This is a genomic window from Oceanispirochaeta sp. M1 (genome assembly GCF_003346715.1).
Classification (GTDB): domain Bacteria; phylum Spirochaetota; class Spirochaetia; order DSM-2461; family DSM-2461; genus Oceanispirochaeta.
The window spans coordinates 48,202-71,171 of the sequence record NZ_QQPQ01000006.1; the positions used below are offsets into that span (position 1 = coordinate 48,202).

The window sequence follows — 22,970 nt, forward strand, 5'->3', positions numbered from 1 at the left end:
TATTGACCTGCCACTCTGATTTGTCTATAGTGAATTCAGTAAAAATTTAACAAATTCAGGAGGCAAAAACCTTGAAAATCGCAATCAACGGATTTGGCCGCATCGGCCGTAATGTATTCAAAATAGCCATGGAGAGGGAAGGAATTGAGATTGTCGGAATCAATGATCTGACAGACGCCAAGACTCTTGCCCACCTGTTGAAATATGATTCCACTTTCGGTGTCTACAGTAAAGAAGTAAAAGCTCTTGATGATAAAATCGTTGTAGACGGTCAGGAAATCCCCATTTTCGCCATTAGAAACCCTGCAGAACTTCCCTGGAGTGATCTGGGTGTTGATGTAGCCATCGAATCCACCGGTATATTCCGGGTGGCAAGCAGTCCTGAGGGCGGTTATATGGACCACATCGCAGCGGGTGCTAAAAAGGTTATTCTCACTGTTCCTGCCAAAGACGACATTGAAACAGTTGTTCTGGGTGTGAATGAAGATAGAATCATCCCCGAAATCAACGCATATTCTAATGCATCATGTACAACAAACTGTCTGGCTCCAATAGCCAAGGTATTAAATGATCTCTACGGCATTGAAAAGGGTCTGATGACCACTATTCATTCCTATACCAATGACCAGGTTATTCTGGATACTCCCCATCCCGACCTCAGGCGTTCCCGTTCTGCGGGGCTGAACATTATCCCCACCTCTACCGGTGCGGCTACAGCGGTGGGCAAGGTTATTCCCCAGCTTAAGGGTAAGCTTAACGGTGGTGCCATGAGAGTTCCCACACCCACAGGTTCTATTGTTGATCTGACTGTACAGCTTGAAAAGGACTGTAGTATTGAAGAGCTCAATGCGGCTATGAAGGAGGCTGCCGAGGGTGTTCTGGAAGGGATTCTGGAATATACGGAAGATCCCATTGTTTCAATGGATATCAAGGGTAATCCCCATTCATCAATCTTTGATGCCGGATGTACCATGAAAATGGGAGAGGGATTCTTCAAGGTTCTGTCCTGGTATGATAATGAGATGGGATATTCCACCAGGGTCGTGGATTTAGCTCAGAAGCTTGTATAAGTAATTTTAAATAAAGGCGGCATCATCCGGTGCGGTCCATCAAGAATATATTAGGAGTACCGAATGAGTGTTGTTACAGTTAAAGATCTGGACCTGAAGAACAAACGTGTTCTTGTCCGTGTAGACTTCAATGTTCCTCTGAAAGAGGGAAAAATCACCGATGATACCAGGATGCAGAGAGCCCTGCCTACCCTCAAGTATATTCTTGAGCAGGAAGGAACTTCTCTGATTGTTATGAGTCACCTTGGACGTCCCTCTGAAGAGAGAGAGCCCCAGTTCAGCATGAAACAGCTTGAAGCTCACCTGGCTGAAATCACAGGAGTAACAGTAAAGACTGCTTCTGACTGTATCGGCAGTGACGTTGAAGCCATGGTTGCAGCTATGAATCCCGGAGAAATTCTGCTTCTGGAAAACACACGTTACCACAACGCCGAAAAGAAAAATGATCCCGAGTTTGCCTCACAGCTGGCTAAACTGGCTGATGTTTATGTAAACGATGCCTTTGGTGCCGCTCATAGAGCACATGCTTCTACAGAAGGAATCACAAAGTATCTTCCTTCCTGTGCCGGTTTCCTTATGGAAAAAGAGTGTCTGTTTTTCGATAAGGTTCTTGAAGCTCCCGAAAAACCCTTTGTCGCCATCATCGGTGGTGCCAAGGTTTCTTCTAAAATCGAAGTTCTGGATTCCCTTCTTGATAAATGCAACACCTTCGTTATCGGCGGTGGTATGGCATACACATTCTTGAAAGTTCAGGGATACACAATCGGAAACTCACTCTTCGAAGAAGATTATATCGATACTGCAAAGGCTTTCCTGGAAAATGCAGAAAAAGCCGGTGTTGAAGTAATCCTTCCTATGGATCATGTAGTGGCAGCTAAATTTGATGAAAATGCAGATGCTGAAGCCATTGATGAAATTAATATTCCCGATGGAAAACTGGCCATGGATATTGGACCCAAGACAATCGCAGCTATTAAAGTCAGAATTGCATCAGCCAAAACTGTTGTATGGAATGGACCTATGGGTGTATTCGAGTTTGACAAGTTTGCCAGGGGAACAGCAGAAGTTGCCGAATTTGTTGCAAACTGTGCCGGAACCACTGTTGTGGGCGGAGGAGACTCTGTCGCGGCTGTTAACAAGTTCAAACTGGCCGATAAAATCGACCATGTATCCACCGGTGGTGGAGCATCCCTGGAATACCTGGAAGGAAAAGCCCTTCCAGGTGTAGTCGCATTGCGTAAATAATATCTATTGCCCCTGTCTATTTATTTGAACGGGGCAGGCTGAATAAACAAGAAAAAATATCTTTAGGAGATTAATTATGAGAAATTACCTGATCGCAGGAAACTGGAAAATGAACAAGACTCCTTCCGAAGCATCAGCTTTGGCAAAGGAAATCGTTTCCGTAGTAAAAGATGCTGACTGTAGAGTAATGGTAGCACCTTCTTTCGTATGTATTCCTGCTGTTGTAGAAGCCGTTAAGGGAAGCAATATCATCGTAGCCGCTCAGAACATGGCAGGAACAGAATCCGGTGCCTTCACTGGTGAAACTTCTGTACTTATGCTCAAAGACCTGGGTGTAGAGATGGTTCTTCTAGGACATTCCGAAAGACGCCACGTTTACGGTGAAACAAACGAAATGATCAACGAAAAAGTAAAACTGGCTCTGGTCCATGGCGTTGATCCCGTACTTTGTATCGGTGAGCTCCTTGAAGAAAGAGAAGCTGGAAAAGCCGAAGCAGTATGTTTCGAGCAGTTGGAAAAAGGTCTTGCCGGTGTTTCTGAAGCCGAACTGGATAAGGTAGTGATTGCTTACGAACCTGTATGGGCCATCGGAACAGGTAAAACTGCAACTCCCGAAGATGCAGATTCAATCCATGCAGCATGCAGAAAGAAAATTGCCGACATGTACTCTGATGCAGCAGCAGAAAAAATGGTTATTCAGTACGGTGGTTCCATGAATCCCGGTAATGTAAAAAACCTGATGTCAATGGACAATATTGATGGTGGACTGATCGGCGGAGCTTCTTTAAAGGCTGATTCTTTCGCAGAACTTGTAAATTTCAATAAATAACTTGCATATAAGTCCTTGCAGGGCTTTATGGAGTATGATATTTTATGGAGTCTGTTAAAAGCAGGCACATAATAAAAGTCCTTTCCTTTAGGGGAAAGGATTTGTTTATTTTCCGGGAGATATATAAAAATGGGTATAATTGGAACTTTATTGATCATCCTCTTTGTTATTGTCAGCGCTCTGCTGATTCTGATGGTTCTTCTTCAAGACGATCAGGGCGAAGGTCTGGGCGGTCTTTTCGGTGGCTCCAGCGGTTCACCTTTTGGCGGCGCTACCAACAATGGTCTTGTTAGATTGACATCCATATTGGGTACCATCTTTATGGTCAGCTCACTGCTTGTCGCAGTTGTAGTCAAGTCACCTAACAGCAGCGACGTAATCGGTGAAGCCAGAAAGGCCAATGTTGAAAACAGCACAGGCGACTGGTGGGAAGCTGATGTACAGGAAGGAAGCGAAGGCAACGCCCTCGTCATTCCTGAAAACTGATTCAGCGGAATGGGAGAATAACTTCTCCCATTTCCGTACCTTTTTAGGGGAGACTTCCATATGCGTGTAGCAGTGCTTTACTTCAAGAACGGATCTGAAAAAGTCAAAAAAATTGCGTCCTATTTGTCCAGAGGAGTTGAATCTCTGGGGCATCAGGTTACTTTAATTGATGCCGAAACCGATAGCGATGCAAAACTCACTATTTATGAGTATGTTATTGTCGGTACAATCTCGAGCTCATTCTTCAGCGGCAAAATATCTGACAAAGTTTCAGTATTTCTGCAGAATGCCGGAAGGGTTACCGGCACTAAATGTTATGCATTTATTGTAAAAAACGGCCCGTTTGTTCAAAAATCCCTCCACCTTCTCATGAAAAGTATGGAAAAAGAAGGTATGTTTCTTAAAATCTCCGATACAATCAGCACTCCGGAAGAAGCGGAATTAATCGGAAAGAAACTTCACATCAAGTAAGTTGTTATTAAGATAAATACTGTGGAAAAGTAATACACTTCGTTTTCCGCAATTCATTAGAGGTTTGTTTCATGTTTAGAAAAAGAATTTTAGCAATACTTATGTTACTGATTACTGCAGGACTGTTTGCACAGAACTCCTTTGTAGATAAACCGGTGGCAATTGTAAAGCTTACCAGAACTGATGTTATCTCTCAGAAAAAACTGGCTCAGAATATAGGTTTTTATGAGCAGCAGTCCGGCCGTGCTCTCTCGAAAGATGAGAAAGAGCAGGTTCTCCAGACTCTGATCAATCAGATGTTGGTATATCAGGCAGCAGAACGTGACAATGTCGCTGTTACTGAACAGCAGGTCCTTCAGGCCGGTATGAATCAGATGATGCAGCAGGTTGGTCAGCAGCTTACTGAAGCTCAGTACAGACAGATTATCAAAGACCAGGCTGGTGTGGAATACGACACATACGCTCAGAGTATCAGGGATCAGCTGATTCTTGAGAAATATGTGAGCGAGAAAAAAATGGAATTCATCAGAGCCACAGCAATGGCTACAAAAGAGGATATTGAACTTTTCTATACACAGAACGAAGAAAAGTTTCTCAATCCTGAGATGATTAAGTTCAGCCATATCTTTTTTGCTACAAAAGGCCAGGGTGCCGGCAGCAGAGAGGATCAGAAAAAAGAAGCTGAATCTGTATACCAGAAGATCATTAAGGGCGATGTTGACTTTGTCAGTATGGTACGTGAACACTCCGATGACAAAGGCTCTGTTGTAAGAGACGGCGATATTGGAAATTTCATTGACCGCAGCGAGCAGAATGTCACTATTTTCGGCCGTGATTTTCTTAACTCAGTATTTGATCTGAAAGTACACAAGATGAGCGAAGTTATCGAATCCAACCAGGGATTCCATATCGTTATTGTTAATCAGCACAACGAAAAACGTTTCCTCGGTCTTGACGATCCCATTTCACCTGTCGAGACAACAACTGTTCGCCAATACATTGGAAATGTGGTATCCTACCAGAAACAGCAGCAGGCATTTCAGGCAGCAGCCGAGCAGGTCGTGAAAGAACTGTCCGATGATGCGGAAATACAGCTGTTTACGGAGAACATTGAATAAAACATATGAAAGGTATCGGCAACAGAAGGAAGGCCAGAATTCTTGCCTTCCAGGCTTTATACAGTTATGACATCAGTGCCGCCCAACTTGAAGATCTTTTTCAATATACCTGGGTCAAAGAAGAACTTTCGGACGATATAAAAATTTTTTCGAGTTTTCTTATTAAGGGCGCTGTCGATAATCTGGATGAGATCGACGAACTTATTAAAGGCAGTCTTCAGAACTGGGATTTTGACAGGTTGGAGAAAGTAAGTCTTGCGATACTCCGTATGAGTATTTATGCTCTAAAGTATCAGAAAGATATTCCACCAAAGGTTGTTATCGATGAAGCCGTCGAAATCACCAAGGAATTCGGCACAGACGACTCATACCGTTTTGTTAACGGTATATTGGACAACATAAAGAAAAAGATTGATGAGCAGCCTAGCGCCTGAAGACAGATATAAACGCCGCCTGATTGTAAATGCGGGTGTGCTGTTTCTTCTGGGAATAGTCATTTCACTGTTCCTGCTCTTTTTTCCCTCAGATGATTACTTCCAATTTTATCTCAATCAATCGGATAAATTCCTCAGCCAGAGCAAATATTCAGATATGGAAGAACAGCTGGACCGGGCCGCACGTCATGCCAAAAGCAGGGAGCAGTGGTTCAGTCTGTTTAAGCGAGCCTATCAGGCTTCATTGTCTCAGGATGACTTTGGGTATTACCAGAGTATTGTAGAGCGCTCCAGACGCTTTGTGAAAGGCGGAGCAGACCATGAGGCACTCAATACAGCAGGTCTTTTATGGACAGGACAGTATGAGAAGGCCGCAGCATCCCTCTATACAATTCAAAGTGATAAATACAGCAGCCTTATTGCAGAATCTCTTTTATCCTATGATGTATTCAGAAACTATGACCTTCAGGAGATGTCTCCTCTGGAGTTTATCAAAGAGAAAATCCAGTTTCAGGAGGATCCTGAGTTTTTCCACTCTGTGGGAACCAGGGCGGATAACCCCATACTCCTCTATAACGCAGCGTTACTGAGTCTGGAAGCTGGAGATTATGACAGGGCCGCATCCATTGCCGAAGGAATCCCCGGAAACAGGATCAGCCCCTATCACCGCGGCATCCTCTATTACGACCTGGGATACATCGATCAGGCCTATGACGCATTCAAGGCGCAGTCTGTACTGGATGATATTAACAATACCCAGCGATATGCCGTGCATCAGCAGCTCGCCGACCTTGCCCATGAGCGGGGGGACAAGCAGGAAGCTCTGCAGCATTACGGTAAAGCCATGATGATAAAGGCCAACGGCAGCTGGAAGAATTTCAGAAACATGGCCAGGATCTACCTGGATGACGGCTATTCAAATAAAGCCAGAGCAGTGCTCAGAGAAGGTATTCAGGTCTTTCCCGATTCCATTGAACTTCTGGAAGACTATGTTCTCTACTACCATATGGATTATCCCGTTGAGGTTCGAAAGGAGCTGGAGTCTTTTATCAAGGTTTATCCCCGTCTTACGGAGGCACATCTCTTAAAGATCCGCTATTTTCCCGAACAGAAATCTGCAGTACAGTATCAGGCGGAGATCTGGGATCTATTTAATCAGGATGAGTCCAACGATGTTGTGACCCGTTTCCTTCTCTGGTATCTGTCCGGAGTGGGGGATCTTGAAGGCATGATAATCGTTCTGGAACGCTATAAGAGTCCAGATGAAGAGCTTCCCTACTGGCACCATTTTTATCAGTCTGTCATCGCCCTGACTAAATTTGATCTGGAAACTGCCGTTAAAGAGATGGATATAGCTTACTCTGCGAAGGAAGACTGGCTTTTTACCTATAATAAAGCCGTCCTTGCTACTGTAAAGGGAGATAAAGAAAGTGCCGCTGAACTGTTAAAACAGGCTTCGGATGATTTATCAACAGAAAATACTATTTTCGGCCGGGATGTCTATCTCTCGGGCATATATTATGAGCGGGCCCTTCTTCTGGCGGAAGAGGAAGAGTTTGAACAGGCCATCGCTCTTCTTGAAGATGCCATCAGACTGGATGAAAACAACATCCGGGCAGGCACTGTACTCAATAGAATAAAATAACTATCTAAGGATCGAAGAAATATGATCAGATTGAAGAATGAGAAGCAGATTGACGGGATCAGAAAGTCCTGTAAGCTGCTGGCTGAGCTCTTTGTTGAGCTGGAACAGCATATTGTACCTGGTGCAAGCACCTGGGATATTGACCGCATCGCAGCGGAATTTATCAAAAAAAATAATGGAATTGCCGCCTTCAAGGATTATGGAGGATTTCCCGGTTCTATCTGTGCTTCTGTCAATGACACAGTCATACATGGTATCCCCAGTAAAAAAGAGATCCTTAAAGAAGGAGATGTCTTCGGTGCCGATATTGGTATCAATCTGGATGGCTATTTCAGTGACCGTGCCTACACATACCCCGTAGGAAAGATCTCAGAAGAGGTGAGGTTACTGTTGGAGAGAACTGAGGCAGCCCTGTACAAAGGAATAGAAGCTGCCGTGGCAGGTGGAAGAATCAAAGATATCGGTAAGGCCGTCACAAGCTATATAGAGCCCTTCGGTTACGGTATTGTCGACTCTTTCTGCGGTCATGGTGTGGGTCTGGATGTTCATGAAGAGCCCTCGGTTCCCAATAACTATCCATCCAGGGGTATGAATCCCCGTCTGAAACCCGGTATGGTTCTGGCTCTGGAGCCTATGATCAATCTCGGTTCTCCAGATGTGGATGTCCTGGATGATGATTGGACAGTAAAACCTGTGGATCGTTCCATTTCGGCTCATTTTGAGCATACCATCGTAATTCTCAAGGATAAAACAGAAATTCTTACAACTTTGTAAGAAAAATGTAACCCCATGAATTCTCTCTATGTTTTGTTTATTAGATAGATTCAAACTATTATAGGAGTACATAAGTAATGTCCAGCAAATACAAGACAATGGCAGTAGCCTTTTTCAGTACAATTGCAGGGTTCGCACTCTGCTTGACCTTATATACATTTCTCCCCTCTGTGCAGCCGTCACAGCAGGTACATGCAGCTCCAAATGCGGAAGAAGCAACAACAATGGAGAATTTCCAGAATACCTTCAGAAAGGTTTCTGCCGAATCTCTCCCCTGGGTAGTGGAGATCGATGTGGTTGAAGTAACTACCAGAACGGCCCAGTCAGATAACGGCATCCCCTGGAACTTTTTCTTTGGTAATCCCCAGGGGAACGGAAACCCTGAAGGTGAAGAAGGAGTAGAGCAGGAGTACAGAAATCCGGGTCTCGGCTCCGGTTTTATCGTGCAGCAGAAGGGTAATGAGTATTATGTTGTTACCAACAATCATGTAGCCGGAAAGGCGGATGAAATCTCCATTAAAATGGATAATGGTGATGAATACGAGGCAGAACTTGTAGGGGCAGACGAACGTAAGGATCTTGCTCTCTTAAAGTTTACAAGCAGGAAAAAGCTCCCCGTGGCAACCTTAGGCGATTCAGACTCCCTCTATGTAGGTGACTGGGTATTGGCCATCGGCAGCCCTTTCGGCTACAAGTCATCTGTATCAGCAGGTATAATCAGCGCCCTGGGCCGCCAGAACGGTCCTGACGGCAATATCAATGACTTTATACAGACAGATGCAGCAATCAACCAGGGTAACTCAGGCGGCCCCCTGGTGAATATGAATGGTGAAGTTATTGGAATCAACACCTGGATCACAACCTCCACAGGAGGAAGCATCGGCCTTGGTTTCAGTATCCCCATAAATAATGTGAAAAGAACAGTAGATGATTTTATAGAGCACGGAGAAGTTCAGTACGGTTGGCTCGGCGTGAGTATCGGTGACCTCTCTGATGAAGTCTCTAAGGATATGGCTGTTGATGAAGAGAAAATCGGTGCCTTTGTTTACCAGGTCTTCAGTAAGTCTCCTGCAGCAGAGGGTGGTATCCTCCCTGGAGACTTCATTCTCTCAGTCAATGGAGAAGAGGCTTCCGACAAGAATCACCTGACCCGTATGATCGGCGATATGCGTCCCGGAGACAGAGCCGAATTTGTCCTTATCAGAGACTCTCAAAAAATCTCAGTAATCGTTGAGATCAAGAAAAGAGCCGAAGAAGAGGAAGTCAAAAAGATGAACTCCGAAGCCTGGCCCGGTCTGTCAGTCTTTCCCCTGGTTGAAGGTCTCAGAGAACGTCTGAAAATAGAAGAGACAACACAGGGTGTCTTTATCGCAGAGGTCTACCCCAAAACGACTATGCAGGTAGCAGGTCTACAGTCCGGTGATATCATCACAGGCATAAACGGCAAGAGTATTTCAAACCTCCCCGAGTTCTATCAGGCCATTGCAGCCATAGGAAATGACAAGTTCTATGTAAACTTCATCCGTGAAGGGCATGAGATGGAATCGCCCAAGATTAAAAAGAAATAGTTAAAATAACGTATTACAACCCCGTCTAAGTAAAGGCGGGGTTTTTTTTTCTAAAGCTATCGTGGGGACAGACCCCGGAGTTTCTGTATTTGATAAGTGGTCAGGTGACTGTGATACAATATCTGTACATAATAATAGGAAAGGTAATTGCCTTATAATATTAATGTCATGGACCAACATGATTGGAGAGTATTATGCAAAGTATATCTTTCAAGAGTTGTATACCACTTTTTCTAATTCTCCTTTCCTGCAGTACTTATGCAGGAAGCAATAGGGTCATTATTGAGGGAAATGCAGGCTCAAGGCTTATGGCCGAGAGTTTTGGAACATTCAATGAACCCTGGGCAATGACTTTTCTGCCCGACGGTAATCTCCTGATAAGTGAAAAAGCAGGAAATCTGATTTTAGTCCGATTTGATGAACAAAGCCTTGAGAATGTCATGGGGATACCCAAGGTAGCTTACGGAGGTCAGGGGGGCCTGGGAGATATTATTCTACATCCCCGATACGAAGAGAACCACTGGGTTTATCTGTCCTATGTAGAGCAGGATGATTCAGGTAACAGGGGCGCCGTAGTGGCACGGGCTCAATTCCATCCAGCATCGCTTAAACCTGAATTGAAAAATCTTGAGATAATCTGGCGGCAAACACCTAAAGTTTCCGGAAGCGGGCATTACTCACACCGTTTGGCATTCAGTCCGGATGGAAAACTTTTTATCACTTCCGGGGAACGACAGAAACAGACTCCCGCACAGAACTGGACTGGAAATCTTGGTAAAGTGATAAGGTTAAATGAGGATGGTACATTGCCGGATGACAATCCTTTTCAGGATAAGGGGGAACTTGCAAAATCCTTCTGGTCTCTAGGGCATCGTAATCTTCTTGGTATTGCATTTGATACACAGGGGCAGCTGTGGACACATGAAATGGGCCCCAGACATGGTGATGAATTCAATCTGACCAGTGGTGGAGATAATTACGGTTGGCCCCTTGTTTCATGGGGTGATCAATACTCGGGTGTTCCCATTCCTGATCATAATACACGTCCGGAATTCAATGCACCTGAGCTCTACTGGGTACCAACCGTTGCACCTTCGGGGCTGATTATATACTACGGTTCCATGTTTCCTATGTGGTATGGAAATGCCTTTATCGGAGGACTCAAGTCAGAATCATTGATACGTATCAGTATCAATGGAGAACATGTAGAAGAGGCTGAACGTTTTAATATGGGAAAACGAATTCGTGAGGTTGAGGAAGGTCCTGATGGTGCAATATGGCTTCTGGAGGATGGAAAAGACGGCCGTCTTATTCGACTCAGTCCATAAGTTCCTTATCATAAAAGATTTCTTTTTCTATATAGTTTCTGAACGATGATATCCTGCACTAAAAACAGGAGAAGTGGCACAGTAAGAAAAACAAGTACAAGAAGAGATGATATGGAATGATCCGAGCCGGATATAAAAGGAAACAAGTATCCCGATAAAGAGGGAACGGCTCCTCCTCCGATGAGGAATACAAGGTAATATTCGCTGAAAGCCGTCAGAAAGAGAATCGGTCCTCCTGCAGAGAGTGCCGGTGTCAGCATGGGCAGCTCAACACGTATAAGGGTGTAGAACCATGAAGCCCCCAGATTTCTCGCGGTCTGGGTCATGGTAGGAGGAATTTGCTGATAGCCGACTATCAGCGCTCTGAGCATGTAGGGGTAGTTGTAGAGGGTCAGAACTATCACAACACCGGAAAAGGTTCCTGTAAGTCCCCATCTGAGGAGTATTATATGGATTCCCATGCTGAAAGTCATGACCGGCAGCAGTACGGGAGAGAGAAGCAAGCCCTCTATAAAGCCTTTCATGGGGAAGTCATTTCGTGCCAGGGCTCTTGCGGGAAGCAGGCAAATCACTGCGGCGGTCACCGTTGTGGTGAGTGAGTATGCCATACTGCTTAATACGGAGCTGAAAAACCCGGGACTTTCTCTAAAGACATAGCTGAAGGCTCTGAGGCTGAAAGATTCAGGTCCCGGACCTGGATATCTCCAGGATGAGGAAAAGGCCAGGATTAAGAGGACTAAAAGTGGTGTAATAAATATAAAGAAGAGGAAGGTAAGTGTTATGAGGTTCTTCCATGAAACATTCTTTTTCATACTCTTCGTGCCTTTTTATCAAGTTTTCCTGCACTTTTCAGATAGATAAAAATGAATCCTATGGAAAAAAGAAACATCAGAGTCAGTCTGGCCATGACTAAAGGTCTGTTCACCAGATCTGATTCAAAGTACAGACGATAAATCCTGATGCTCAGCATGGAGGGTTTGGACATCCCCAGTATAAAAGGAATATCGAAGGCACCAAGGCTGTAGAGGAAGAGGATGATGAAAACCGTGTTGATCACAGGGCGCAATTCAGGCAATACAACTTTGTAATAGGTTCTGAACGAACCGGCTCCAAGCATCTGAGCAGTAATCAATCTGTCCTCGGGAATCTGCCTGAGTACCGCCAGCTCCATCAGCACCACAAAGGGGACTTCCTTATATAAATACGCCAGGATGATCGACCAGCCCATGGAGCTGTAAATCAGATCGGGAAAGGCCTCGGCAGCTTCCGGTGAGATCAACTGGTACGCCAGAATCGGTACCATGCCCCTATTTGAGAATAGGAACAATATCAGAAAAGCCACAGTTATATGCGGTAGTATGATGGGTATGCGATACACTGAAGCCAAGGTGTGCAGACGGCTTGGAAGCTTTCGTATCTGCCATGCCAGAAGGCTTCCAAAAAGGACGGAACCAAAACTGCTCGCCAGGGAAATCCAAAGAGAGAATATCCCGTTTCTTAAAAATGCGGGGTCTTTTAAAACCAAATCATATGCATGGAATAAATCTCCCTGGTAGTCGGATACTGCCCCGACACCGAATGACTGGGCTACTGTCATTACCATGCTGTAGATAAAAAAGAGGGCGAATGGAATGAGCAGCGGCGCCAGGTGGGCGGCCAGGGCTAATCGTTTCATCTATCTGAGAACCTCCCTATACCAGGCTTCTTCGATGGCTTCTACATATGATGGACTGATTTCCGGTACGGCGACTGCTGCAAGTTCTTCAAGAGACAGCGTGGCTATTCCGAGGTCCAGATCTTTTAGTTTCAATTGCCATTCTGCACCGAGTCTTGGGGTATCCAAAACGGTGAAATCGCCCCAATTTCCGGGGATGTTTTTTGAATATTGCATTTCCGGCGACAGGAGGAAATTTGCCAGAACCATAGCGCCTGCCGCATTGGGTGCATTCCAGGGTATGCTTGTGAAGTGGGTGTTTGAGATAGAGCCTTCTTCAAATACGAGTGTGCGGATTGTCCGGGGATAACGGCCGTCTGCAATTCTTCCTGAAGCTTCCGCCTGGGTATAGGTCATATTGAAAACCACTTCTCCCTGCTCGAATAATCCATCCAGCCTGGCCTTGTCTGGGGGGTATGTTTTCCCTTCCTGCCAGAGATAGGGTTTGATCTGATTCAGGTAATCCCAGAGAGGAGCTGATTTTATTGTAAAAGATTCTTTATCGAAAGCCTCTGAGAATGTTTCATATCCTCCCGAAGTGGCATATAGGGCCTGACGGAGGAAGGTGCTCCCCGTGAAATCGGGAGGCTGGGGGTAGGTGAAAAGCCCGGGGTTATTCCTGGTCCATTCCAGAAGCTCCTGGAAGTTCCGCGGAGGATACTGCACCCTGGCACTATCATACTCAAAGACAAATTGAGCGCGTCCGTAAGGAGCCTCAAAGCCTTCGGTGGCTGTCCCGAAATCGTAGGCTGCGGATTGTGGATCGACCAGAGCAAAATTGGGGAGGATCGAGGCAAATGATCCATATAAAAGCCCCTCATTTTTAGCCCTTCTGAAATTTTCTCCATTGATCCAAATCAAGTCGATTGATCCCCGATTCCTGGGGACGGCTTTTTCGGCGAGAAGCTGGTTTATAAAGACTGATGCGTCCATGGGGATTCTTTTCAATGACAGTTGATGCTGTTTCATTAAGGCTGGAGCAACAACGTTGTCTATCCAGTTGTTGATGGAGGCACTTCCTCCCCACATATAAAAATTTACTTCCGTACCTCTTGCTGCCGAGCTTATCTCTTCCCAGGATGACTGGGTCCAATCCACATCCATCTTCTCAGTCTGACCTTCAGAAAAAATGAAGGTAGTCACAATTGTAAAAAGAATCATCAACAGTTTATATTTGCTTTTCATACTTGTTCCCATTCATTTTTTATATTGATTTGTCCTGGTCTTCGGGGAACTGGAAATACTCTTTTAGAACAATATCCAATGGATTCCCGGGTGATAGATTTTCTTCTGATGAGTATACTTCCAGATGAGAATCTTTCACTCTGATAATGTATTTATAGAATCTTCCATTGAAGAATCGCTGTTCCACGATGGCGCTGCCCCTGGCATTTTCTCTTATATCCAAATCCTCGGGGCGGCAATAGACCTTATTTTCTTCATCTAATTGAAAGTAATCGTAACACTCCCTGGGAATGCAGTTTACCTTTCCTAAGAATTGGGCCCCTTTCAGAGTTCGGGGTTTTCGGTATAGCTGTTCTGCCGCACCGAAGTCCTTCACTTCCCCCTCCATCAGTAGGGCAATGGTATCGGAAAGCATCATGGCCTCTTCCTGATCATGGGTCACAGAAATGAGGGTCAGGTTGAATTCCTGCTGAATCCTCCTCAATAACCGGGCTGTATCACTTTTCAGGTTTTTGTCCAGATTGGCAAAGGGTTCATCCAGAAGTATCACCTGGGGATTGAGTACCAGAGCCCTCGCCAAGGCACAGCGCTGTTTTTCACCGCCCGACAGTTGACCCGGATAGGCGTCTAGATGATTGAGAATCCCCAGAGTGCCGGCGATCTCCTTCACCAATCGTTCAATTTCTTTCCGGGGTTTATGTCTGGCCTGCAATCCGAATGCAATGTTGTTGTATACAGACATGTAGGGGAATAGCTGATAATCCTGAAAGACCAGTACAGGGGATTGCCTGATATCTGAAGGATAGCTTACTGTTCCGCTGTCCGCTTCGAGTATACCGGCCAGTATCTTCAAAAAAGTTGTTTTTCCCGCCCCCGATGGACCAAGCAATGAAAGGAATTCTCCCTTGGGAATATCCATATCAATGCTTTCCAGTATCATTTTATTTCCAAATCTTTTTGTCAGTTTTCTTACTTCAATATTTTTCTTCATACCTTTCTCTAAGGATCTGTATACTGTTCCATGATATCTATTTATTTCAGCAGCTCTATTAAACTCTCATAACGTTCTCTATTCACTCCCATATCAGAATATCCAATCCTTGAAGCCGAACGAAAATGAATAACTGCCGCCTGTTCATCAAAATAGAATTCCAGATCATCGTTGTACTTCATTTTAGTGCTGGTGTTTACAGCATGGATATAGTTATTCTCTTCTTTGACAATTCTGATATTTCCATAGGCATTCAGGGCCTGTTTAATTTTCTCTTTTGATTCATTCAAGTCTCCCTTGAATGGGATTGGAGCGACCTTTTTTTCAGGATCATCACTTTGGCTGGATACAGCATTAGGGGATTTAGGCATGGGAGCCAGTTTTCCCTGGTTTACACCCAGATTTGAGGGAGTTTTAATATTTTTTACCATCATTACGATTGCCATAAGAGCAATCAGAGCTAGAATCACCAGTAATAATTTCATTTTTTAACCTCTTCTTTCTGTTTAATTTCTGCTTGTTCAAGGATCTCTCCCAGTTCATCTAAGAGACATACATACTTCTGATACTGTTCCATATCCATATTTATATAATTCAGGAGAATCTCAGGAATTTTTATGGCATTATGCTTCAGCTCTCTGCCTTTCTCTGTTATTTTCACCCAAATCCGTCTGTTATCATCGGGATTCATTTCTCTATACAGATAACCAAGGATCTCCAGACGCTTTACAATCGGGGTGAGAGTTCCGGTCTTCAAGTCCAGCCGTCTTCCCAGTTCTTTAAAATCAATATCATCTTCTTCCCACATCACAAGCATAGTCACATACTGGGGATATGTAATGTTCAGGGATTCCAGGATAGGCTGATATAACCTGATCATTGTTCGGGACGATTTATACAGGCGGAAACAGATCTGATTATCCAGCCTGAGGGCTTTGTCATTCATATCTGATCCTACTTCCTGAACAGTTTAACAAGTGGGTGGTTTAGAATATTGTCCACCATAACTCTTTTTCCAATTTTGGAGAAAACTTCACTGTAAGTGGGGTAGGGATGGATTACTGATCCCATTTTAGCAAAATTAATCCCTCTGGTTTTTAAAAGCTGTGCCTCTCCAATCAGCTCACCAGCCCGGTCCGCCAGAATCGAAATTCCCAGAATCTTGCCCTTTCTATTCAGGATAACCTTCATTTTTTCTATGGTTTGGCCTCCTGTCATGGCACGGTCAAGCTGATTGAAATCGTAGTCATATATTCGAATGGAGTCACCGTGAGATTCTCTTGCTTCCGCTTCGGTCATCCCGGCCCGGGCAATTTCGGGTTCTGTAAAAGTTACCCATGCAACATGGTCATAGTTTATTTTCCGCTTGAAAGGAAGTATGGCATTCTGTGTAGCCAGAATACCCTGGGCATTGGCCATGTGGGAGAACTGATAGGGACCTGCAACATCCCCTATGGCATAAATTTTTGTCTGACTGGTCTGCAGACGGGAGTTGACCTCTATACCTTTCTTATTATATCTGATTCCCGCTTTATCCAGTTCCAGTCCATCCATATTGGGTTTCCGTCCGATTGCAACAAGAAGAGAATCTGCCTTTATGGTCTGCTCTGTACCATCTTTTTCATAGCGCAGGGCAATCTGATCTTCCGATCGGGTAACCTGAGTGGCTTTGGCTCCAAGATGAAGTTTCACACCTTCCTCTGCCAAACATTTTTGTATAGCGAGAGAGAACTCCATCTCTTCCCTGAAGATTAGAACAGGCATCATCTCAACAATCTGAACCTCAGTACCCAGTCTGCTGACAGCCTGAGCCATCTCAATTCCTATAGCTCCGCCCCCCAGGATGATAAGACTTTCGGGAAGTCTCTCCAGTTCGAATATGTTCTCATTTGTGAGGTAGGAGACTGAATCCAGTCCATCGATGGGAGGGACAAAGGGGGATGAGCCTGTGGAGATGATATATTTCTTACCTTTTATTTCCCTGTCTCCCACCAGTACTGTCCGGGAATCCTTAAAGCTGGCCTCTCCCTGAAGGTACTCTATTCCGGATCTAGAGAGTGCTTCCGGTGTTTCATGAGAGTAGATCTTATCTCTTACTGCATGAACATGGTCCAGAGCAGTTTTACTGTCATAGGAATACTCTTTGACTTCATTTCTGACAGTGAAAACTTTTTTGGCTTCATGAATCAGGGCCTTACTGGGAATACAGCCGGACCAGGTACACTCTCCCCCCGGTTTGTTTTTATCTATTAGAAGTACTTTTTTCCCGAAACCTGCAGCGGTGACGGCTGAGGTAATACCACCGGAACCTGCTCCGATAACAACAACATCATATATATCCATAATTATTTTCCTCTCATAATGATCGTGCAAGATCAATCGTGTAAGATAAATAATAGTTCATAGATCAATGCCTGTCAAGAAATTGATTTGAAATAAGATAAAAATTATTATTGTTTATTTAAGCTTTCCTATTTTAAAATAAAACGTATGGGATAACGGTAGCGGACTGCTACTTTTGTGCCGTTTGATTCTGCTGGAGAACATCTGACTCCCTCCAGAGCCTGAATGGCTGCATCTGCAAAACCATGACCGGGGTCTTTGAGTATTACAACCTTTCTAATCAGGCCTGTACTGTCAATATAGAGTTCCGCATACACAATTCCTTCAATTCCCTGCCTATGGGCCATGGGAGGGTACACAATTCTGCCCTGTACCTCATCTGAAGGTATGACGGGAATTACTGATATTTTATGCTGAGGGAGGTATATAGGCTCAACGTAGACAACAGTCTCTACCACCTGGCTGACAAGTTCTATCTCTTCATCAACTTCAATAATGATCTCTGAAGCAGCAGGCTGCTCGTTTACCACAATCACTTTTTTTTCGGGTTCAATCCTGGGTGGCGGGGGTGGGATATATTCCATTATATCCACAAGCTTTATTATCTCTGCATCCCTGATTTCCTCTTCCTCTCTTACAGGAAGAGAGAATCTCAAATACAGAAGAAAGGCAATGTGTATAAGAGCAACCGCTGCAAATATTGAAAAGCGGATTAACCTTGCAGAGTCCAATTTTTTTAAGATGTTCTGTCTATCTTTCATAGATCCTCTTTAACAACAAAGCTGACAACGCGATGCTGCAGTGTCTGGAGGATCTTTATGACATGTTCCACATCTTTATAAGCTGTCCGTCTGTCGGCCAGAATATGGATTCTGGTGTCGGCCTGTTCCAGGAAGGCATCAACAATGATGTTCTCAAGTTCTGTAGACGATACATTGTGTCCGTCTACCAAGACTGCACCGTCCTGCTGTATCCAGATTTCAAGCTGATGATCCGCTTCAGTTCTCTCAATCTGACTGGCCTCGGGGTACTCAATTTTGACTTCTTTTCTGTAATTAATAAGTGAGATAAGCATTATGAATATGAGAAGGAGAAATCCAATATCCGACATGGCGGATAGAGGGGCTGAGGGAGCTCTTCTCCGGCTTTCAATTTTAATCAGACTGAACTCCTTCTTTCATGGTGGAGAAGGAGAAGTTTTCAACTTTTAACTTTCGTATCAGCTCAATGGTGCTTACAAAATTCTGGTATTCAGTCTCCGGATGAATCTTCAAAGAGAGTGTCAGGTTGGGATGTGATTTGAGATTTTCTGTTACCAGGACTTCCAGGTCTTCCCCATTCAGAACCTGCTCTCCATAATAGAGTGCTCCTGAGGCATCCAAAGATACCTTTAATAGATCTTCCCTCTGGATGATAAGGGGCTTATCCGTTGAAGGCAGGTTTAAAAGGAATCCAAAGTTGGTGTTAAAACCAGCTATCACAAGAAAATAGATGATCAGGAGAAAGCTGAGGTCATTGAGAGCCGCCATGGGATCATCAGCTTTTCTGGTAAAGAACTTTTTAAGCTTCACTGTCAGAGTTTTCCGGATTGTATGGTTAATGCTCCCACAATATCACTTGATGCTTTTGTGATATCTGCAGCAAAAGTATCCACACGGTGAGCCAGGATGTTATAACCCACAAGGGCAATAATGGCTATTATCAAACCGAATACCGTGGTTAAAAGGGCTTCGTATATTCCGTTTGCTACCAGTTGGGCATTTACATCTGTCGCCTCGGCAATAGAGCGGAAGGCACCGATCATTCCCGATACGGTTCCCAGAAATCCTGTAAGGGGAGCTATTGAGGCCAGTGCCGAGAGGAAGTTAAACCCGTTTTCAAGCTTTCTTATCTGCTCCTGACCTTCTGCTTCCACAGCCTTTTCCATTCGGTGCTCACCATAGGGGGCATTTTTGAGAACCTCTTTCAGTATTCTTCCCGAAACATTTCTGGGCTTCAACTGTGCAAGATAGGCATCTGCTTCTGTCAATTTTCCCTTCTCCGAGAAGTCAAGAATGTCTTTTCTTATGGTCTCAGTTTTTAAATCATGAATGAGGATGTACAGTACCCTCTCCAGAATGAATCCTACAGTCAGTATCGAAAAAACGAGGAGAGGCCACATAAAAACCCCTCCCATCTCAAAAAAGCGGATAAGACTCCATTGTTCGGTCATTTATTGCTCCTGTATCTCTATTTGCGTAATAGAATCATTCCAAAGATATCTCCATCGGGAACATAAGAGAACAAGCTGCGAAGCTTCTTCATAATCTCTGAAAAGTGTCCCCGTATTTCGTATATCCTGAAATTCTTCAGGATAATAGTTTTCTGTATATACTGTATCCCACTGCAGTTCCTCATTTTTAAGATAACGTTCTTTTTTGCTCAAGGGACTCTCAGGCTCCGGAAAGTTTGTACTGAATCCGTAGATTTCCGGAAATAGGAAGGATTCCAGATCACTGACGTAGTCCCTTGAGTAAAAGCCCTTTTTTTTATCCTGAAAAATATAATCATCCTCTGAGAGGGGAATGATCTCAGCCAGAGCTAAGGCGCGGTTCAGTCGGCGGTTTGCCATGTCTCTTGCCCGGTCATGATAGATTCTGTCTCTTTTAAAACGGATCTGTGCTGTCTTGACTGATAGTATCTGAGGTATTTCCACAATCTCTATCCGCCACTTCGTTTTCTCAGTTCTCCTGAGTTTAAGGATACCCTGCAGTGCTGTTTCAGACTCGGTCCAGCCGTTGTACCAGTTGTAAAACAGATGCAGCTCATCCGTATGGAAGATCCATTCACCCGAGTCCTCGAGGAAAGCCTCACCATGAACTTCAGCCTGATAGTCAAAGGGTAGTGTAAGGACAGCCTGATTTTTATCATCCACACTCAATGTCAGTGATCTCTTTCCCTGCGTATAGATCCAGTTTTCGGCATCTTCTGCGGTTGTGCATGAACTCATTACAAGGCAGATCAGAAGAACTCTAAAGAATTTTTTTTGCTTATATTTCATCATCTGTTTCCTTAGTAGCTTACTTTCAAACCGAACGAGGGAATGGGTATTCCAACATTGAAATCTGCCGATGTATCCGTGTTTTCTTCACCGGTGACAGAATTAAAGGATGAATTGGCAGATGGCTGATAAAGTTGGGCAAAAATGTCTTCTACAGCCACATACCACTCCCACTTGATTTTTGAATCAGCAGGATAGTAAGCATAGGCAATTCTCAAATCCACGGGGGCTGATATACCATCTCTCAATGTATCTGAATAGCTGCTTGTCCTGCCGTACTGCTGAATCACTCTACCATCATATTCTACAGGATAGGTCGTGACATCTCCCACTTCCTGACGGGGTGCTCCTGATGCCAGCTGGCCAATCACCGAAAAGGTCCATCCAGGTTGGAATCGCCAGTTCAGAACCAGATTCAGATTATGGAATCTGTGATAGTAGGGAAAATACCACTCATCCATAGGCTCTCCGCCGGAAAGCTGTATTGATTCACTCTCACTGCCTGTATTTGATGGATTGTGGAAGCGGGCCCAAATAAATGAATACGTAAGATAACCGTCCCAGTTGCGGCTTATTTTTTTCTGCAGCATAAAATCGAATCCTGCTGCATGACCACTCCCATCTGTATTGTAGTAGTATCGGGTTTCCCCCTCAGCTTCATCACTGCTCAGAACAAGGCGGTTCAGGTAGTACTTGTAATAGCCTTCCAGTTTAAATTTCCATATATCGTTCCATAGAAATTCAAGCCCCAGAACATTGAAAAGCGCTCTGTCAGGTGACATCTCCCAATCTGATGTACCATACTCTTCTTCAAGAAGCTCTGCTGTCATAGGCATATAAGAAAACAATCCGGAACCCAGAGAGAGGTTGATTTCATCAAAATACCTGCCATCTTTCTGGGCTGTATAAGTCATATTTCCCCTTGGATTAACCAGGGGAAGGGCATTCATTTTAAAATCATCGTTCCAGATATAGTAGAATTCGGATCTGACTCCCAATTCAGTTTTCAGTCTGGATTGTTCATTCCCCGTCTCCCAGATAAGGAATCCGGCTGTATTCAATGATTTATTGTCCTCGACATCAGTCTTAATATCCATTTGTTTGAGACTTAGATTTCCAGCGCTGTCATCTGTGACCCAGAGCTGAAAATCAGAGGACTGTGATGTCTTTGAAAATACTGTTTCGGCCCCAGCGGCTATGATATGAGAATTTCCCAGGAGATATTCACCGTTTAATTTAGCTTGAGCCTGCCGGCTGTCAGTATCGCTGATCCCTCTATTTTCCAGTCCGTCTATTGTGTAGGCATCTCCAGAGCTGAGTCCATATAGATCCCCGTATTTTTCTAAAAACTCATCACTGTAATACATGGTCCCTGAATTGGAGGTATAAAACTCCATATCCATAATATTCCAGTTATATCCGCCTAGAAGTTCTATATGAGTCTTCTCTCCCGGTGACCAATCCATCCCCCCCGAGAGAAAGGCATTTGTATAATTGTAATCAAACATAATGTCTGTGGAATAGGATTCGCGATCGGCTACCGTATCCATTCCCACTCCGTCACTTCCATAAAATCCATTCATGTAGAGCTCCACTGAGCTTCCCGGTTTATAGAAGACTTTGGTATAGAAATCCCTGATATAGGGGAGGGTTGTTATCTGTTCTGTCATTTCCGGGTAAATGAGTCTGATTGAATCAAGATAGGTAATCTTACCCCCCGCAAGGAGCCCCCCCTGTCTACCAAGGGGTGTCTGGATAAAGAGGTCTGTGGAGGTAGTTGATAGAGCTCCGTCAATTCTCAGTTCCGGTTCGTCCGGTGTGATGGTCGTAATCTCCAGGAGCCCGGACATGGCCCTGCCGTAACGTGCCGAATAAACTCCGTTGGAAAGCTTGGCCGAATCAACCATATTGGGATTGAAGATGGAGTAAGCTCCTCCCCAGTGAAAGGGATAGGTGACATAAAATCCATCAAGGGTGGCTGCCATTTCATCAGGATATCCACCTCGGATTGAGGGTCTTGCGTTCCAGCTGGAAGTATAGCCCACACCGGGAAGTGTCTTGATGGTGCTCATCACATCCTCTACGATCCCGATATTGGCGGTTGTATCCATCTCCTCTTTATCCATGACAACAGAGACGCCAACTTCTTCATCACTCTTTCCAATGATCTTTCTCTCTACGACAAGTTCCTCTCCCTCTATGATACCGTTGAGTATTAATTCAACATCCAGAGATTTCTGGTCGGGACTGAGGGTGATTCTCCGGCTGTCATAGCCTGGATAAACAATGGTCAGGACGATTCTCTGCATATCATCAGGAATCTCTATATTTCCCTTTCCATTAAAATCAGTATAGACGCTGCCTTCGAGACCGGGGATCTGAAGTAATGCCCCTTCCAGGGGAATTTCAAGATCACGGTCGGTCACCGAGATAATCAGATCATAGGAAAAAAGAACTGTCAGCTGAGAAAACAGCATAAAGAGCGTCATTAAGCGGGATTTCATAACAACTTCCTTTTTCCTGGTTCTGTGAGCCATAGCATAACAATGAGCTTCTTTCCCGGGGGGAGTTTATGTTTTCTGATTTTATGACTGAACCTGAGATCTCCATCAATAATCATCAGTTCAAATTTATCCTTAGCATTGCATTACATTGTAATTATTATTGACATCAAATTCCTAAAATATTGTTAAAATAATCGCTCCCATAGCCAATAAAGATCTTTTTTT

24 protein-coding genes are annotated in these 22,970 nt (G+C 44.3%); 11 read left to right on the plus strand and 13 right to left on the minus strand.

Annotation, left to right across the window (positions count from 1 at the left end; all coding sequences use genetic code 11):
• Positions 1–71: 71 nt before the first annotated feature.
• From gap to DV872_RS05380, 11 genes are all read left to right on the plus strand, one after another.
• A complete protein-coding gene (gap, locus tag DV872_RS05330) occupies positions 72–1,070 on the plus strand; it encodes a type I glyceraldehyde-3-phosphate dehydrogenase (protein WP_114628823.1) in 999 nt (332 codons plus the stop codon).
• A gap of 63 nt (positions 1,071–1,133) precedes the next feature.
• On the plus strand, positions 1,134–2,315 hold the full coding sequence (pgk, locus tag DV872_RS05335) for a phosphoglycerate kinase (RefSeq protein ID WP_114628824.1): 1,182 nt from the start codon (positions 1,134–1,136) through the stop codon (positions 2,313–2,315).
• 76 nt (positions 2,316–2,391) lie between these two features.
• Positions 2,392–3,144, plus strand: coding sequence for a triose-phosphate isomerase (tpiA, locus tag DV872_RS05340; protein ID WP_114628825.1), 753 nt, complete (start codon positions 2,392–2,394; stop codon positions 3,142–3,144).
• A 129-nt stretch (positions 3,145–3,273) separates the two neighbouring features.
• Positions 3,274–3,630, plus strand: a complete 357-nt coding sequence (secG, locus tag DV872_RS05345) for a preprotein translocase subunit SecG (RefSeq protein WP_114628826.1) — start codon at positions 3,274–3,276, stop codon at positions 3,628–3,630.
• A 60-nt stretch (positions 3,631–3,690) separates the two neighbouring features.
• Positions 3,691–4,101, plus strand: a complete 411-nt coding sequence (locus DV872_RS05350) for a hypothetical protein (RefSeq protein WP_114628827.1) — start codon at positions 3,691–3,693, stop codon at positions 4,099–4,101.
• A gap of 101 nt (positions 4,102–4,202) precedes the next feature.
• Positions 4,203–5,219 (plus strand): peptidylprolyl isomerase, encoded by a 1,017-nt coding sequence (locus DV872_RS05355; RefSeq protein WP_171832059.1) that lies wholly within the window; start codon positions 4,203–4,205, stop codon positions 5,217–5,219.
• A 5-nt stretch (positions 5,220–5,224) separates the two neighbouring features.
• Positions 5,225–5,653, plus strand: coding sequence for a transcription antitermination factor NusB (gene nusB / locus DV872_RS05360; RefSeq protein WP_171832060.1), 429 nt, complete (start codon positions 5,225–5,227; stop codon positions 5,651–5,653).
• Positions 5,634–7,298: a hypothetical protein gene (locus tag DV872_RS05365; RefSeq protein ID WP_114628829.1), complete on the plus strand. Its 1,665-nt coding sequence runs from the start codon at positions 5,634–5,636 to the stop codon at positions 7,296–7,298. The genes nusB and DV872_RS05365 overlap by 20 nt, the downstream gene beginning before the upstream one ends.
• 21 nt (positions 7,299–7,319) lie before the next feature.
• Positions 7,320–8,072, plus strand: coding sequence for a type I methionyl aminopeptidase (gene map / locus DV872_RS05370; RefSeq protein WP_114628830.1), 753 nt, complete (start codon positions 7,320–7,322; stop codon positions 8,070–8,072).
• A 77-nt stretch (positions 8,073–8,149) separates the two neighbouring features.
• A complete protein-coding gene (locus DV872_RS05375; RefSeq protein ID WP_114628831.1) occupies positions 8,150–9,640 on the plus strand; it encodes a Do family serine endopeptidase in 1,491 nt (496 codons plus the stop codon).
• Between the two features lie 194 nt (positions 9,641–9,834).
• Entirely contained in the window at positions 9,835–10,968 is a 1,134-nt protein-coding gene (locus tag DV872_RS05380; protein WP_114628832.1) for a PQQ-dependent sugar dehydrogenase, read from the plus strand.
• 8 nt (positions 10,969–10,976) lie between these two features.
• On the opposite strand, the gene DV872_RS05385 is transcribed toward DV872_RS05380, so the two are convergent.
• The 13 genes from DV872_RS05385 to DV872_RS05445 all read right to left on the minus strand — a co-directional run bounded on the left by DV872_RS05385 (position 10,977) and on the right by DV872_RS05445 (position 22,745).
• Complete coding sequence (locus tag DV872_RS05385; protein ID WP_114628833.1) at positions 10,977–11,780, minus strand: ABC transporter permease; 804 nt, start codon at positions 11,778–11,780, stop codon at positions 10,977–10,979.
• A complete protein-coding gene (locus DV872_RS05390; RefSeq protein WP_114628834.1) occupies positions 11,777–12,643 on the minus strand; it encodes an ABC transporter permease in 867 nt (288 codons plus the stop codon). Before DV872_RS05390 ends, DV872_RS05385 begins: the two co-directional genes overlap by 4 nt.
• Positions 12,644–13,867, minus strand: coding sequence for an ABC transporter substrate-binding protein (locus DV872_RS05395; protein ID WP_199563432.1), 1,224 nt, complete (start codon positions 13,865–13,867; stop codon positions 12,644–12,646). It lies immediately after the preceding gene.
• Between the two features lie 19 nt (positions 13,868–13,886).
• Positions 13,887–14,858, minus strand: coding sequence for an ABC transporter ATP-binding protein (locus DV872_RS05400; protein WP_114628836.1), 972 nt, complete (start codon positions 14,856–14,858; stop codon positions 13,887–13,889).
• A 41-nt stretch (positions 14,859–14,899) separates the two neighbouring features.
• Positions 14,900–15,343, minus strand: coding sequence for a DUF1499 domain-containing protein (locus tag DV872_RS05405; protein WP_199563433.1), 444 nt, complete (start codon positions 15,341–15,343; stop codon positions 14,900–14,902).
• Complete coding sequence (locus tag DV872_RS05410) at positions 15,340–15,804, minus strand: MarR family winged helix-turn-helix transcriptional regulator (RefSeq protein ID WP_114628837.1); 465 nt, start codon at positions 15,802–15,804, stop codon at positions 15,340–15,342. Before DV872_RS05410 ends, DV872_RS05405 begins: the two co-directional genes overlap by 4 nt.
• Before the next feature lie 8 nt (positions 15,805–15,812).
• Entirely contained in the window at positions 15,813–17,201 is a 1,389-nt protein-coding gene (locus DV872_RS05415; protein WP_114628838.1) for an NAD(P)/FAD-dependent oxidoreductase, read from the minus strand.
• Between the two features lie 128 nt (positions 17,202–17,329).
• Complete coding sequence (locus tag DV872_RS05420) at positions 17,330–17,962, minus strand: energy transducer TonB (protein WP_114628839.1); 633 nt, start codon at positions 17,960–17,962, stop codon at positions 17,330–17,332.
• Positions 17,959–18,363, minus strand: a complete 405-nt coding sequence (locus DV872_RS05425; RefSeq protein WP_255525787.1) for a biopolymer transporter ExbD — start codon at positions 18,361–18,363, stop codon at positions 17,959–17,961. The genes DV872_RS05420 and DV872_RS05425 overlap by 4 nt, the downstream gene beginning before the upstream one ends.
• Entirely contained in the window at positions 18,356–18,772 is a 417-nt protein-coding gene (locus tag DV872_RS05430; protein ID WP_114628841.1) for a biopolymer transporter ExbD, read from the minus strand. The genes DV872_RS05425 and DV872_RS05430 overlap by 8 nt, the downstream gene beginning before the upstream one ends.
• Before the next feature lie 2 nt (positions 18,773–18,774).
• Positions 18,775–19,413 carry a MotA/TolQ/ExbB proton channel family protein gene (locus DV872_RS05435; RefSeq protein WP_114628842.1) on the minus strand — a complete coding sequence of 213 codons (639 nt, stop codon included), beginning with the start codon at positions 19,411–19,413 and terminating at the stop codon, positions 18,775–18,777.
• Positions 19,414–20,241, minus strand: coding sequence for a hypothetical protein (locus DV872_RS05440; RefSeq protein ID WP_114628843.1), 828 nt, complete (start codon positions 20,239–20,241; stop codon positions 19,414–19,416).
• 11 nt (positions 20,242–20,252) lie between these two features.
• Positions 20,253–22,745 carry a TonB-dependent receptor plug domain-containing protein gene (locus tag DV872_RS05445; protein ID WP_158546844.1) on the minus strand — a complete coding sequence of 831 codons (2,493 nt, stop codon included), beginning with the start codon at positions 22,743–22,745 and terminating at the stop codon, positions 20,253–20,255.
• Positions 22,746–22,970: the final 225 nt, after the last annotated feature.

Excerpts from the sequence above, each read along its gene's own strand:
- pgk (WP_114628824.1), top strand. The coding sequence starts at position 1,134 with ATGAGTGTTGTTACAGTTAAAGATCTGGACCTGAAGAACAAACGTGTT.
- tpiA (WP_114628825.1), top strand. The coding sequence starts at position 2,392 with ATGAGAAATTACCTGATCGCAGGAAACTGGAAAATGAACAAGACTCCT.
- secG (WP_114628826.1), top strand. The coding sequence starts at position 3,274 with ATGGGTATAATTGGAACTTTATTGATCATCCTCTTTGTTATTGTCAGC.
- DV872_RS05350 (WP_114628827.1), top strand. The coding sequence starts at position 3,691 with ATGCGTGTAGCAGTGCTTTACTTCAAGAACGGATCTGAAAAAGTCAAA.
- DV872_RS05355 (WP_171832059.1), top strand. The coding sequence starts at position 4,203 with ATGTTACTGATTACTGCAGGACTGTTTGCACAGAACTCCTTTGTAGAT.
- nusB (WP_171832060.1), top strand. The coding sequence starts at position 5,225 with ATGAAAGGTATCGGCAACAGAAGGAAGGCCAGAATTCTTGCCTTCCAG.
- DV872_RS05365 (WP_114628829.1), top strand. The coding sequence starts at position 5,634 with ATGAGCAGCCTAGCGCCTGAAGACAGATATAAACGCCGCCTGATTGTA.
- map (WP_114628830.1), top strand. The coding sequence starts at position 7,320 with ATGATCAGATTGAAGAATGAGAAGCAGATTGACGGGATCAGAAAGTCC.
- DV872_RS05375 (WP_114628831.1), top strand. The coding sequence starts at position 8,150 with ATGTCCAGCAAATACAAGACAATGGCAGTAGCCTTTTTCAGTACAATT.
- DV872_RS05380 (WP_114628832.1), top strand. The coding sequence starts at position 9,835 with ATGCAAAGTATATCTTTCAAGAGTTGTATACCACTTTTTCTAATTCTC.
- DV872_RS05385 (WP_114628833.1), bottom strand. The coding sequence starts at position 11,780 with ATGAAAAAGAATGTTTCATGGAAGAACCTCATAACACTTACCTTCCTC.
- DV872_RS05390 (WP_114628834.1), bottom strand. The coding sequence starts at position 12,643 with ATGAAACGATTAGCCCTGGCCGCCCACCTGGCGCCGCTGCTCATTCCA.
- DV872_RS05395 (WP_199563432.1), bottom strand. The coding sequence starts at position 13,867 with ATGAAAAGCAAATATAAACTGTTGATGATTCTTTTTACAATTGTGACT.
- DV872_RS05400 (WP_114628836.1), bottom strand. The coding sequence starts at position 14,858 with ATGAAGAAAAATATTGAAGTAAGAAAACTGACAAAAAGATTTGGAAAT.
- DV872_RS05405 (WP_199563433.1), bottom strand. The coding sequence starts at position 15,343 with ATGAAATTATTACTGGTGATTCTAGCTCTGATTGCTCTTATGGCAATC.
- DV872_RS05410 (WP_114628837.1), bottom strand. The coding sequence starts at position 15,804 with ATGAATGACAAAGCCCTCAGGCTGGATAATCAGATCTGTTTCCGCCTG.
- DV872_RS05415 (WP_114628838.1), bottom strand. The coding sequence starts at position 17,201 with ATGGATATATATGATGTTGTTGTTATCGGAGCAGGTTCCGGTGGTATT.
- DV872_RS05420 (WP_114628839.1), bottom strand. The coding sequence starts at position 17,962 with ATGAAAGATAGACAGAACATCTTAAAAAAATTGGACTCTGCAAGGTTA.
- DV872_RS05435 (WP_114628842.1), bottom strand. The coding sequence starts at position 19,413 with ATGACCGAACAATGGAGTCTTATCCGCTTTTTTGAGATGGGAGGGGTT.
- DV872_RS05440 (WP_114628843.1), bottom strand. The coding sequence starts at position 20,241 with ATGAAATATAAGCAAAAAAAATTCTTTAGAGTTCTTCTGATCTGCCTT.
- DV872_RS05445 (WP_158546844.1), bottom strand. The coding sequence starts at position 22,745 with ATGAAATCCCGCTTAATGACGCTCTTTATGCTGTTTTCTCAGCTGACA.